We start from the raw sequence: 14,217 nt of genomic DNA, 5'->3' as shown, positions 1-14,217 counted from the left end.
TAGGAGAAAATATGAATTTAATTAGAGAGCTGTATAATAATCGAAACTTAATTTTAGATTTGGCAAAGAATGATTTTAAAACTAAATATGCAGGATCGTATTTAGGAATAGTGTGGGCATTCATCCAACCAATAATAACTATATTAATCTACTGGTTTGTTTTTGAATTTGGGTTAAAATCATCTTCACCTACAAAAAATACGCCGTTCGTATTATGGTTTACAGCAGGACTAATACCATGGTTTTTCTTTCAAGAGGCATTATTAAATGCAACTAATAGTTTAGTAGAATATAGTTATTTAGTTAAAAAAGTTGTATTTAAAATAAGTATACTTCCTATTGTGAAAATTATTTCTGCATTATTTGTACATTTGGTATTTATATTATTTATTCTTCTCTTATTTATTGGATATGGATATCCAATAGATATACATATTTTACAAGTGATATATTATTCATTTTGCACATTTATATTAGTATTAGCTATATCATATTCAACAGCTGCTATTATTATATTTTTCAAAGATTTAGGACAGATAATTACAATCGTATTACAACTTGGGATGTGGATGACACCTATTATGTGGAGTTATAAGATAGTGCCAGAAAATTTACAATGGATACTAAAATTGAATCCATTGTATTATGTTGTTGAAGGGTACAGAGATACTTTTATTAATAAAGTATGGTTCTGGGAAAGGTATAATCAAACAGTATATTTTTGGATACTGTGTATTATAATATTTATTTTTTCAGCAAGAACCTTTAAGAAGCTCAAACCACATTTTTCAGATGTACTATAATAGGAGAGATGTTATATGAAAGATATAGTTGTTAAAATAAACAATATAAATAAGATCTATAAATTGTATGATAAACCTATAGATAGATTAAAAGAATCTTTAAGTGTAACCAAGAAAATATATCACCGAGAATACTTTGCACTAAAAGAAATTTCTTTAGAGGTAAAACGGGGGGAAACCCTTGGGATAATAGGAACTAATGGCTCAGGGAAATCTACCTTATTAAAGATATTAACAGGAGTATTAAGTGCTACAAGTGGAGAAATTAACATAAAAGGAAGAATATCAGCGCTGTTAGAACTTGGAGCAGGATTTAACATGGAATATACTGGAATTGAAAATATATACTTAAATGGAGCAATATCAGGTTATAGCAAAGAGGAAACGAGTAAGAAAATATCTTCTATATTAGAATTTGCAGATATAGGTGATTTTATAAATCAACCTGTAAAAACTTATTCAAGTGGGATGTTCGTAAGATTAGCATTTGCTGTTGCTATAAATGTAGATCCAGATATATTAATTATAGATGAAGCTTTATCAGTGGGTGACAATATATTCCAATCAAAATGTTATAGAAAATTTGAGGAACTAAAAGATAAAGGTAAGACAATTTTATTAGTCACACATGATGTAGATTCAGTAAGAAAATTTTGTGATAGATGTATATGGATAGAAAGAGGACATCTAAAAGAAGAAGGCGATGTAAAAAAAGTAACTTCACAATATATTGCATATACAACTAAAAGAGCAATGAATATAGAAAAAGAAAAAATATCTGTAAATAACAATGTAAATATAAAAAGAGAAAAGAAATTTACACCTATATCTAGATGGGGTAGTAGTGTAGGCTTAATAAAATATGTAACAATATACAATGATGAAAATGAAGTGGAGTATCTAGATAAGGGGAGTGGTTTTAACTTATTAATAGAGGTTCAGATAACACAAGAGATACTTGAAGGTAGTCCAGTTGGAATAGCTTTTTCAATAAAAAATAAAAAAGGACAAGATCTTATTGTAGGGGCTACTTTCGATCAAAATAAATTTTTGCTTAAAGAAGGGTTCTATAAAGTAAGCTTTAATATGGAGAATTATTTAGTTCCAGGTGAATATTATATAGTTGCTAGCCTAGAAACTAGAGAAACTCAGACACCAAGTTATATTGATTATATTGAGGGAGCACATTATTTTAAAGTAGGAAGTAATGAGATATATTATGGTATGTTAGATGTTCCAATGAAAATTAGTATAGATGGAATTTCTTGAAGGCTTTAATGAGAAGTGGAAGAGAGGACTAGAGTATGTTAAATTCAAAGAAATATTGGGAAGAGCGTTTTGAAAGTGGAAGTTGGGATGAATTTGAGGGTGTCAAACAAACAGAATTTTTTACTCATGTAGCACTTAAATATCTGCCAAACTGGTTAATTGAAGATATAGATATAAATGATTATAGAATTTTAGATGCTGGATGTGCAAAAGGCGAAGGAACTAGCATTTTAAAACAATGTTTTAGTAAATCAGATGTAATTGGAATAGATTTTTCAGAAAGTGCTATTAATGATGCTAAGAATAATTATCCGGCGTGCGATTTTTTTTGCTATGATATAAAAGATATTAAAGAAAAATATGATGTGGTATTTTGTTCTAATGTTTTAGAACATTTTAAAAATCCATTTAGGGAATTAGACAAGTTAATAGATATTACTGAAAAATATTTATTATTATTACTTCCTTTTCAGGAAGAACATTTACATAAAGAACATTTCATAAGATTTGATTATAATAGTTTTATGTATCAAATTAAGGATTTTTATCAATGCTATTACAAAGTAATTAATACATCAAATATTGAAAATACTTTCTGGCCAGGAAAGCAAATATTATTAGTTTATGTAAATAAAAACTATATAGACCCAACAAAGATGAAATTATCTAGAGGTCATAATGGAGACTTTGAAGAAAAAGAAAATATTTATAAAGATTTAATACAAATTGATGAAGAAACTAAAGAAAAAGAAAAAAGGTTGCAAGGTAATGTGGAAGAAATTTTAATTTTAACAGAACAAATTAGGAACTATGAAAAAGAAAATGATCTATCATCGAAACTAATTATAGAACTTAAAAAAGGTAGACAACAAGCAGAAATAGAAATTCAAAATGTTAAGCAACAAATAGAAATAGAACAACAAAAAAGCTTAACTTTATTAACGGAGTTAGATAAGTTTAGAAATAATGAAGCCTTTCTCAAAAATAATATTAATGATTATATCGATGTTATTAGAACAACTAAAGAAAATACTTTAGCATTGATCAATACAAAAGCTTTCCAATTAGTACACTTATTATATCGAATAAAACATCAATTAATTAAGGGCAAATATACTGAAAAAAAAGAATTTGCAAAGTGGCTAACTAAAAGAAGTAATAAGCGAATCCTAATTAATAACCATAGTTTCAACCCTATGTTTCAAATAATTGATCAATTAGATAAAATTAGTCATATTTCAGATAAACCTGACCCTATAGGTGATTTAATCAATAAAACAAATACATATGAAGTAGAAAAAATAAATGCATTGCTTGAAAAAAAATATGATAAATTTGATATTTTATTTTTAGCAGTTATTGACTATGATTTTAGATATCAAAGACCACAGCATTTAGCCAACAGTTTTTCAAAACAAGATCATAAGGTATTTTATATTAATGCAAATTATAATAATAATCAGACGAAAACAATTAAACAAGTTGATAATATTAATATATTTTCGGTAGAAAGTAAAAGATATTCAGCAATTCATATAGCTGATTATACAAAGGATAGCAGTGATATTATTATAGAATTAGAAAAAATAGTTATTGAAAATGCTATTAGAGATTGCGTAATTGTAGTAGAATATCCAACATGGGTGCAGGCAGCAAAATATTTTAAAGATAAATATGGATTTAAAATTGTAACAGACTATTTAGATGACTATACAGGATTTGAAGATACAAATATTGAGTGTTTAGCTCCATGTTGTTATGAACTATTAGAATCTAGCGACCAAGTTATAGCAAGTTCTAACTATCTAGCTGAATGTGCGTATAAATATAATAAAAATATTAAAATTATACGAAATGGAACAGAGTTTCAGCATTTTAATAAAGCATATAAGAAATCAAAAAAAATAGTTAATGAAAGAAAAATAATAGGTTATTATGGTGCAATTGCTCATTGGTTTGATTTTGAAAAAATTCTATATATTGCAGAACAAATGCCAGATGTAGATATAGTCCTTATTGGGGAAGTCACTGAAGGTGCTAAATTACTTAGTAAATATGTTAATATTAAATTGTTAGGTGAAAAAGATTATAATACATTACCTGGATATTTAGAAGAATTTGATGTATGCCTAATACCTTTTGATACATCTACGGATCTAATTAAAGCAACAAATCCTGTTAAATTTTATGAGTATCTTAGTGCAGGGAAAAAAATAGTTGCAACTGAAATACCTGAATTAATCCCTTTTAAAGATAAATATGTATATATGGCTAATGATAATAAGGAATTCGTGAATTGTGTAAGGCTATGTTTGGATGAAAAAGATATATTAGCAGATTCTCAAGAATGTATGGAATTTGCAAAACAAAATGATTGGAAAGAACGAGGAAAAGCTTTTATTGATTTTGCTAAAGAAATTTTTCCGAAAGTATCTATTATACTATTAACTTATAATCAATTAGAGTATACAAAAGAGTGTTTTAATAGCATTATAGATAAAACCGCTTATCCTAATTATGAAATAATCATAGTTGATAACAAATCAGGTGATAATACACCAAATTATTTGAGAGAAATTAGTAGTAAGTATGAACATGTAAAAATCATTTTAAATCCAGAGAATTATGGATTTGCAAAAGGAAATAATATAGGAATTAAAGCATGTGATGGAGAGTATATTGTTTTATTGAATAATGATACTGTTATCACAAGAGGCTGGCTGAGTGGCTTGACTAAACATTTTGAAAAAGATGAAAAACTAGGTATACTAGGGCCTGTAACAAATTCAATTGGAAATGAGGCTAAAATTGATGTTTCTTATGTAGAAATTTCAGATATGGAACACTTTGCATATGAATATACAACCAAGCATATGGGAGAAACATATGCTCAGATAGATGTATTAGCAATGTTTTGTTTAATTATATCCAGACCAGCATTTAATAAGATAGGTAATCTAGAAGAACTTTATGGGATAGGAATGTTTGAAGATGATGATTATTCCTATAGGACTAAATCATTAGGATATGAAATTAAATGTGCAGAAGACGTATTTATACATCATTATGGTAATGTATCTTTCAAAAAGTTAGAAGATAAAACTTATATGGATATTTTTAATAAGAATAAAAAACTTTTCGAAGAGCGTTGGGGGATTACATGGAAACAACATAGGTATAGACTATAACAACAGATGCGGATGAGATGAGATGAGAAATAACAATGGCACTAAGCGTGTAATGATTTACAAAATATTCAGTATGATATGATGTTTAGAAAAAATTATTCTAAATGAGGAGTTAAAGTGAATATGAGCAAATTGGAAAAGATATATGCAATAACAATTATAGTATTTCCACTAATATTAATAAGTACACTTACATTTTTTTTGCATGAAGATATTACTATAGATTCTTTATCTCAGGAAACTATTTTCAGAAAACATGAGACAAACTTAATAAATGATCAAGTTTCACTAGAGATAAAAGGAACAGGTTTTAAAGAAAATGATAAGATATATCTTAATGGTGAAGAACAAACAACTGCATTTGGAGGTGAAGATATTTTAACATGTCTTATTCCAAAAGTAGCTTATAGTGAAGTAGAAAAAATAGAAGTTACAGTTAAAAGATTTAATACTTCTAATAAGGTGATAGCTAAATCTAATCTTAAAAAGATAAAAATTGCTGATGTAAAAGAAAAAACTACCAAAGTTATAGAGGAAATATCTCCAAAACAAATAGAGGTAATGCAAAAGGAAAATCTTATAGATGGAAAGGTTGCTATAAGTGTAATAGGTTCTGGTTTTAAAGAAGATGATAAAATATATATTAATAATGAGATGCAAATAACTTCATTTGGTGGAGAAAAATTAGTAACATGTCTAGTTCCTAAAAAGTTTTATGTTAAACCACAGGAGTTAGATATACAAATTAAACAAACTCTTAAAGTTGAGCAAGTTGAAGTAAGCAATTATTTGAAAATTGAAGTGGTAGAAAAAGATACAGAAAACAAGTGACAACCATCTTGTGGCAAAACATGACTGGTAAAATCAATTATTAAATGGGTTAAACCAAGGTGGAAATTTAAATAGTGTGTATATGTACTAACAAATATTAAATAATAGTTAGAATTTAGGAGAGAAAATGATGGAAATAAAAAAGAAAAAATATGAGAAAATTTTTATTAATATTATGATTATATCCATTTCATACTACATGGTATTAAGATTTATTTTTCCGAAATATTTCATGCCCTTAATAGCTCATCATTCAGATATGATAGATTATGCATATGATAGCAATGGAATGGGAATTATTGACTTTATTAAAGTCCCTCGAGGAGTAGGACAATTTATAATAAGTCTATTTTCATTTTCAAACTATCAGATAACTACATTTTTTTCAGTAATAATTACACTAATAAATATATATTTATTATTCATAGTAGCAAAGAAAATATTTAATCTTGAGAAGAGCAACTATTTTTATAAGATAGTATATAGCATATTAGTATTTTCGCATCCAGGGTTTTATATAAATTATACTTTTGATATATATAGTAGTATAAGTCTTACATTTTTATTGCTTTTATTATTAAACCATTACTATAACAGTAATAGTAATAAAATGCTAATTACTATTATTTTAATTTTATTATGTGGACTATCTAAAGAAACATATTTGGTTTCTATTATTGTATTTTTCTTTTTCAATGGATTATTTATTGAGAAAACAAAAGAAAATAAGATTATGATAATTTTAAGTACTGTAATGGCTGGATTAATCGTGTATTGGAATAAGAATATAGGAAGTGCATTTGTATCGCTATCTAGCAATCAGGATAGTGCGTATTTCACTAGTTTTAAAATTAAGTCAATTATAAAAACATTTTTATACTATGTAAAGGATTGGGGGAATATTGTAACATTAGTACTATTCGTAGTAGTTGTTATAACTGTTTTAAAAAATAGAGATAAATTATTTAAAATAGTTATGCTGATAGCAATGAATTTGTCAGCCTATATACCATATGCTATATTACCCAATCATGTAGTACCACATTATAGATGGCTAGGAATTGCATTTGGATATCTTATTATCTTTGCAATAGCAGATATAGATTACAACAAAAAAAAGCAAAAGATAGTAAAAGGTATAATTACAGTAGCTATATTACTTATACTAGGCATCAATATAGTATATGTATATAAGGATTACTATTGGGCAGTGAAACCAGAAACTATCAATTATAATGTACTAAAGGGATTTGATTATGTAGAAAAGAATATAGATCCAGGAGACAATGTATTAATTACAGGATTGTATGACACAGAAGAGACTATATATAAATCAATGTACTATCTGAAAAATAGAATAAATTATGAGTGTAATATAAATGTACTTACAACTAGAAACACTAATATAAATAATTGGGTTAAATTTACTAATGTAAAAGAGATACCACAAGATACTCTTAAAAGCTTTGATCATATATTTTTATACTCATCAGATGGTAATATAAAAAAACATATCAATTTGAAGAAAGAAAAGTTAGACATATCTAAACTTGATGAAATAATTTATCCTAAATTAGCAGAATATAAGAAAGAAAATATGACATTAGTTGAAGTTTTAGATTTAGGAAATATATATCAATCAATTGGAAAAAGTACTATGGCAATTAATACATTTAAGCAAGGCATTGATATGAGCCAAGGAAAGAACGCTTATCCATATTATTTCACAGGAAATGTATTTGAAGCAAATGGTGATTATACAAAAGCTAGTGAATATTATAAAAAAGCAGTAGAGATTGATAATACTAATGCTATCTTTTCAGATGCAGTGGAACGTATAAGTGAATCTCAATAATTTGATAAGGAGTGGCTTTAAAGGATAGATGTAAAAAAAACGTTTAAAGAAAATATTGAATAATCCGGAAGAAATAATTTGTACGTTTTACAAGGCTATTAGATTGGTTTGGCTGTTGGATTGTAGTATTAAAATCAGATAATTAAGATATAGATAATATAATAATCAAACAACCTACTTATAATGCAGGTAATGACTTAACTACAAAATAATAAATATAATTAATGTTAAGAAAATGGATGAAATGAGGTGTTAATTTGGAGGAAATTAAGAGAGATGTTTATTGGGATATAATAAAGGGTCTTGGTATAATAGCTGTCGTACTTGGACATTCAGGATTTAAATATGGTATAATTTTAAATTATTATCACCTAGCAATATTCTTTTTTGTTGCAGGTTTTTTCTATAAGGATAAATATTCTTATGATTTAGTGGATTATATAATAAAAAAGGTTAAGGACTTATGGTGGCCTCTTATTAAATATGGAATTGTATTTATAATACTTCATAATATTTTTATAAGAATGAATATTTACAGTACAATTACAGGTGAACCTATGATTTATCCTAAGGTAGTTTACAGTTTATATGAAACTGTAAATAATATATTATTACTAATATTAACAGGTAATCAACTAGAAGAAGTAATGGGGGCTTCTTGGTTTGTATTTCCTTTATTTTGTGCAATGATAATATTTTGTTTTATTAGGAATATAGCTATAAAACTAAGCGATACTCAAACAAAAAGAGAAATATATATATATATATTGTGTTGGTTAATAGGTGGAGTTGGTATGATATTATCAGCAAAAAAACTCCAATTAGTATGGAGAATTGATGTATCGTTAATTGCAATACCTATTATATCGTGTGGATATGTGTGTAAAACATATTGGAGTAAGATTAAGTTAAATTGGATAATGGCAATTATGGGTGTATTTGTAATAGTATATTTTTATAGAAATGGTCTTGTTATAAGTTTTGCAGCAGGACAAATCGGTAATCCTATTGCATTTACTTTAGTGACTTTTGCAGGAATTTATATTAATTTATATATTGGTAAAATACTACTTAAGACAAATAAGCTAAAATGTATTTTTGCATGTTTAGGCAGGGAATCATTTCACATAATGGTACTACAGTTCTTAGCTATGAAACTAATAAATTTAATAGCTGTATTATTTTATCATAAGGAACTATATAATATTGCTAAATTCCCATACTCAAATATTAATTTGTGGATTCTAAATACATTAGCTGGATTATTTATACCAGTATTGGGAGTGTGGTTGTTTAATAAGATAGTCAATAAACTAAAAAATGTTTATTATAATAAAAAGTATATAGGTGCTTAGTTAAAATATCTTTAATTGTATTTAACTTTAGTATTTTAGTCGGGAATCAGATTAATAAATAAAAGTAAAAGTTAAATTTAATAATTTAAAAGTGAAATAAAGGGGTGATTTTATGAGAATAATGTCTAATAGACTTGATAGAGGATTTTTACAATATCAAAAAGAATTTGAAGACAAGGCACTTGAAGTATTACGTTCTGGTTGGTATGTTCTTGGAAAAGAGGTTTCTTCTTTTGAAAAAGAATTTGCTACTTATACAGGAGCTAAACATTGTATCGGTCTCGGAAATGGACTTGATGCACTTTGGATTGCTTTTAGAGTATTAGAGGTAGGTAAAGGTGATGAGGTTATTGTTCAAGGTAATACATATATAGCAAGTGTTATGGGAATTACGATTAATGGTGCTATTCCAGTCTTTGTAGAACCCAATATTTATAAAAATATTGATGTTGATAAAATTGAAGAAAAAATTACTAAAAACACAAAAGCTATTTTGGTAGTACATTTATATGGTCAATGCTCTGAAATGTCTAAAATTATGGCAATTGCTAAAAAACATAATTTATTTGTAGTTGAAGACTGTGCCCAATCACATGGGTCAATGGAAGATGGTAAGCAATGTGGAACATTTGGTGATATAGGATGCTTTAGCTTTTATCCATCCAAAAATTTAGGTGCTTTTGGGGATGGTGGCGCGATAACTACTAATGATGATGGTTTAGCTAAAAAAGTTAAAATATTTAGAAATTATGGTAGTGAAGAACGTTATTATAATATGGTTGTAGGAACTAATTCAAGACTTGATGAAATACAAGCAGGATTTTTAAGAGTTAGATTACCACATCTAGATGAAGTCACTATAGAACGTCATAATATTTGCAATAGATATTTAAATGAACTTAAAAATGAAAGTATAGTATTGCCGCAAATTTGCAATGGTGTTACAACTGTTTGGCATCAATTTGTTATAAAAGCAAAAAATAGACAAGCATTGATTGACTATTTAAATGAAAGAGAAATAGGTACAATTATTCATTATCCGATACCTCCACATTTAGCAGAGGCATATAAATACTTAAATATACCAAAAGGAAGTCTCCCTATAACTGAAAGATATGCTGATGAGGTATTATCATTACCACTATATAATGGGATGACACAAGAAGAATTAAATTATGTTATAGATGCAATTAATTCATGGGAGGCGAAATAAATGATATTGCGTCCATTAAAAAGAAATGATAGTATACCAATGTTAGAATGGATGAAAGATTCTAGAGTAAATTGTTTTTTTAGATTTGATTCTCAAAATGTTACAATAAAAAGTGTTACGGAATTTATAAATAGTTGTGTTGAAGATAATAATAACTATCATTTTGCAATTGCTGACGATAATGATATATATCAAGGTACAATTAGTTTGAAAAATATTGATATTGATGCCGGTACAGGAGAATATGCTATTGCTTTACATTATGAAGCACAAGGTAAAGGTATAGGAACATTCGCGACTAAACAATTATTAAAATATGCTTTTGAAACTTTAAACTTGAATAGAGTCTATCTTAATGTTTTAGAAGATAATATTAATGCAATTAAATTATATAAAAAATGTGGATTTATTTTTGAAGGTGAATTCAAACAACACATTAAAATACAAGGACAATTTAAAAATTTAAAATGGTATGGGATTTTAAAGGAGAATTATTATGCAAATAGATAGACATAAGATGATAGAATTTAAACAAAATGGTGATTATAGGGGAAAGCTCGTTGTAGTAGAGGGAATGAAAGATATTCCTTTTGATATTAAAAGAATATTTTACATTTATGGTTCTGATTCTACAGTTATTCGTGGTCAACATGCAAATAGGAGAAGTGAATTTGTATTAATTAATGTGTGTGGATCATCTAAAGTAAGAATAAGGGATGGTAAAAAAGATGAAGTATTCGTATTAGATAAACCTCATACAGGAATATATCTTCCTAAAATGCTATGGAAAGACATGTATGATTTTTCTGAAGATAGTATACTTTTAGTATTGGCAAGTGAGGGGTATGATAGCTCGGAATATATAAGAGATTTCGATGAATACATAAAAGGAAGTAAATAAAAATGGCTAAATTATCTATAATAATACCGGTATACTACAATGAACTTAATTTGAAGCCTTTATATGAAGATTTAAAAGAGCAAGTACTGTGTAAGGTTGATGAATATGAAATTATAATGATTGATGATGGATCAGGAGATAATTCATGGGGAGAAATGAAGAAATTATCAAAAATAGATAACAATATTAAATTAATTAAACTATCTAGAAACTTTGGATCACATTCAGCTATATTGGCAGGCTATTTAAATTGTAGTGGGGATTGTGCAGTAATTAAAGCAGCTGATTTGCAAGAACCATCAGAATTAATTATTGACATGTTTGAAAGTTGGAAAAAAGGGAATAAAGTAGTTTTAGCAGTACGATCTGATAGAGAAGAGGGCTTTTCTCAAAAAATGTTTTCTAATATATATTATTGGCTAATTAGAAGATTTGCAGTTAAAACTATGCCGAAAGGTGGTTTCGATTGTTTTTTAATAGATAGAAAAGTAATTGAAGTTTTACGTTTATTTGATGAAAAAAATTCTGCTATAACCTTACAAATTTTGTGGGCTGGTTTCAAGACTGATAAAATTTATTATGTAAGAAAAGCAAGGGAGATTGGTAAGTCACGTTGGACATTATCTAAGAAGATAAAGCTAGTAATAGATTCGATGATGGGATTTTCATATTTCCCTATTAAATTTATTTCGGGTGTAGGTGCAATTATTTTTATAGGTACAAGTATATATGCTACTTACTTATTGATATCAAGTTTAATATTTGGAATAGCTGTGCCAGGATTTGCAACACTTGCAATACTAATTTTAATTGCTTTTGGAACAAATATGCTAACACTTGGTATCTTGGGCGAATATATATGGAGAGGATTCGATGCAACTAGAAATAGACCACCATATATAATCGATGAAAAACAGGGGATAATTAATGAAAAAAATGAGTTATCTGACTAGATATTCAATAACAAGTAATTTAACTTTAAAAAATAAAATGAATATAGTTTATCTTAAGAGAAGGAAGTAATTATGTATAAAGAAATATTGCAATTTATAAAATTTGGGTTTGTTGGTGCAAGTAATACTTTAATATCTTTAGCTATTTACTATACATTAGTTTACATTAATATTAACTATATTGTAGCAAATGCACTGGGTTATATTACCAGCTCAATTTGTGGTTATTTCCTTAATAGAAAATGGGTATTTAAAGAAAGTAAAGAAAAGACATCTAAATCAGTAATTAAATATTACATTGTGTATGCTTCTAGCTTTTTAATCAATATTTTATGTATGTATATTTGGGTTGATGTTTTAGAAATTTCTAAAATTATTGCTCCTATTTTAACTATGGGTATTACCGTTCCATATAATTTTATTTTTAATAAAATTTGGGTTTTCAAGAACAATTCCTAATTTCTAAATTATTAAAATACATAGATTAATGGACAATACATAATATACTCTTAAAAGAATAAAATAAGAAATAGATTATTTGGAAAAGTAAGAGGATTTAAGTATATTAAATAAGAGAATTATGATAATAAAAGCAAGTACGGAGGGTGAATTAGTGTGAAACGTATAAAAGTATTGTCAATTTTTGGTACAAGGCCTGAGGGGATAAAAATGTGTCCATTAGTTAAGGCACTTGTAGAAGATGATAGATTTGATTCAGTGGTTTGTGATACAGCACAACATAGAGAAATGCTAGACGAGGTTTTAAAGATATTTAATATTAATCCCAATTACGATTTAGATATAATGAAACATGGACAAACATTAGTAGATGTTTCAATTAAAGTATTAAGTGGAGTAACTAATGTACTTGAAGAATGTAAGCCAGATATTGTTTTAGTGCATGGAGATACATCAACAACATTCAATTCTGCATTAGCTTCATTTTATAAAAAAATTCCAGTAGGGCATGTTGAAGCTGGACTTAGAACCTATGATATATATTCACCATTCCCAGAAGAAATAAACAGAAAACTTACAGGAAGTATAGCTACTCTTAATTTTGCACCAACAGAAGTAAATTTGAACAATCTCTTAAGAGAAGGAGTAAATATAGATAGTATATTTGTTACAGGAAATACTGTAATAGACGCTATTTTAAGTGTAATAGATGATAAATTAGTATTTGAACAACAAATGTTAAATGATATAAAATACAAAAATAAAGATGTAATTTTACTTACAACACACAGAAGAGAAAATTGGGGAGAGCCAATGAAAAATATATTTAAAGCAATTATAAAATTAATGAAAGATAATGAAAAAATTGAAGTTATATTCCCAATGCATAAAAATCCTAGTATAAGAGAGTTAGCACATAATTATTTTGATGAATACACGGGAAGAATTCATTTAATAGAACCACTTGAGTACGTGGAATTCGCAAATCTTATGTCAAAAGTAAAATTAATAATGACAGATTCAGGAGGAATACAAGAGGAAGCACCAACACTAGGCAAACCAGTTCTGGTATTAAGAACAGAAACAGAAAGACCAGAGGCAGTTCAAGCGGGTACAATAAAGCTTGTAGGGGTAGATACTGATAAAATATATAATGAAACAAAAGAACTGCTAACAAACAAAGCATTATATAATAAAATGGCTCAGGCTACAAATCCATATGGCGATGGAAAAGCTTGTGAGAGAATATTAAATCAAATATATAAATACTTCTATAATTAAAAGTGAATTATAGGTTTTTCGTCCCAATATTAGGTTAGTCAGTAAAAAACTCAGTTGTTTCATTTCCTGGAAAGGGTGTCTTAATGCAATAAAATACTTAGGAGAGGTT

General features: G+C 27.2%; 12 protein-coding genes. All 12 read left to right on the top strand.

Annotated features, from left to right (window positions below):
- The first annotated feature begins 11 nt into the window (after window positions 1-11).
- The 12 genes from KPL50_RS07955 (at window position 12) to wecB (ending at window position 14,108) form a co-directional block, all read left to right on the top strand.
- Complete coding sequence (locus KPL50_RS07955) at window positions 12-803, top strand: ABC transporter permease (RefSeq protein WP_216297930.1); 792 nt, start codon at window positions 12-14, stop codon at window positions 801-803.
- 15 nt (window positions 804-818) lie between these two features.
- Complete coding sequence (locus tag KPL50_RS07950) at window positions 819-2,072, top strand: ABC transporter ATP-binding protein (protein ID WP_216297929.1); 1,254 nt, start codon at window positions 819-821, stop codon at window positions 2,070-2,072.
- 35 nt (window positions 2,073-2,107) lie between these two features.
- Window positions 2,108-5,260: a glycosyltransferase gene (locus KPL50_RS07945; RefSeq protein WP_216297928.1), complete on the top strand. Its 3,153-nt coding sequence runs from the start codon at window positions 2,108-2,110 to the stop codon at window positions 5,258-5,260.
- A 123-nt stretch (window positions 5,261-5,383) separates the two neighbouring features.
- Window positions 5,384-6,091, top strand: coding sequence for an IPT/TIG domain-containing protein (locus KPL50_RS07940; protein ID WP_216297927.1), 708 nt, complete (start codon window positions 5,384-5,386; stop codon window positions 6,089-6,091).
- A 127-nt stretch (window positions 6,092-6,218) separates the two neighbouring features.
- Window positions 6,219-7,946 (top strand): lipopolysaccharide assembly protein LapB, encoded by a 1,728-nt coding sequence (locus KPL50_RS07935; RefSeq protein WP_216297926.1) that lies wholly within the window; start codon window positions 6,219-6,221, stop codon window positions 7,944-7,946.
- A 257-nt stretch (window positions 7,947-8,203) separates the two neighbouring features.
- Window positions 8,204-9,301: an acyltransferase family protein gene (locus tag KPL50_RS07930; protein ID WP_216297925.1), complete on the top strand. Its 1,098-nt coding sequence runs from the start codon at window positions 8,204-8,206 to the stop codon at window positions 9,299-9,301.
- 112 nt (window positions 9,302-9,413) lie between these two features.
- Complete coding sequence (locus tag KPL50_RS07925; RefSeq protein WP_216297924.1) at window positions 9,414-10,514, top strand: DegT/DnrJ/EryC1/StrS aminotransferase family protein; 1,101 nt, start codon at window positions 9,414-9,416, stop codon at window positions 10,512-10,514.
- The gene (locus tag KPL50_RS07920; protein WP_216297923.1) at window positions 10,515-11,024 is read left to right on the top strand and encodes a GNAT family N-acetyltransferase; all 510 of its coding nucleotides are present in this window, start codon (window positions 10,515-10,517) and stop codon (window positions 11,022-11,024) included.
- Window positions 11,011-11,415: an FdtA/QdtA family cupin domain-containing protein gene (locus KPL50_RS07915; protein WP_216297922.1), complete on the top strand. Its 405-nt coding sequence runs from the start codon at window positions 11,011-11,013 to the stop codon at window positions 11,413-11,415. The genes KPL50_RS07920 and KPL50_RS07915 overlap by 14 nt, the downstream gene beginning before the upstream one ends.
- Window positions 11,416-11,417: 2 nt before the next feature.
- On the top strand, window positions 11,418-12,368 hold the full coding sequence (locus KPL50_RS07910; RefSeq protein WP_216297921.1) for a glycosyltransferase family 2 protein: 951 nt from the start codon (window positions 11,418-11,420) through the stop codon (window positions 12,366-12,368).
- Between the two features lie 72 nt (window positions 12,369-12,440).
- Window positions 12,441-12,827, top strand: a complete 387-nt coding sequence (locus KPL50_RS07905; protein ID WP_216297920.1) for a GtrA family protein — start codon at window positions 12,441-12,443, stop codon at window positions 12,825-12,827.
- A 156-nt stretch (window positions 12,828-12,983) separates the two neighbouring features.
- Window positions 12,984-14,108 (top strand): non-hydrolyzing UDP-N-acetylglucosamine 2-epimerase, encoded by a 1,125-nt coding sequence (gene wecB, locus KPL50_RS07900; RefSeq protein ID WP_216297919.1) that lies wholly within the window; start codon window positions 12,984-12,986, stop codon window positions 14,106-14,108.
- Window positions 14,109-14,217 lie beyond the last annotated feature (109 nt).

The sequence above is a fragment of the Clostridium sp. CF012 genome (genome assembly GCF_018861755.1).
Lineage (GTDB): Bacteria > Bacillota > Clostridia > Clostridiales > Clostridiaceae > Clostridium_AD.
Note: the sequence above shows the minus strand (reverse complement) of the source record. Positions and strands in the feature narration are given on the sequence as shown.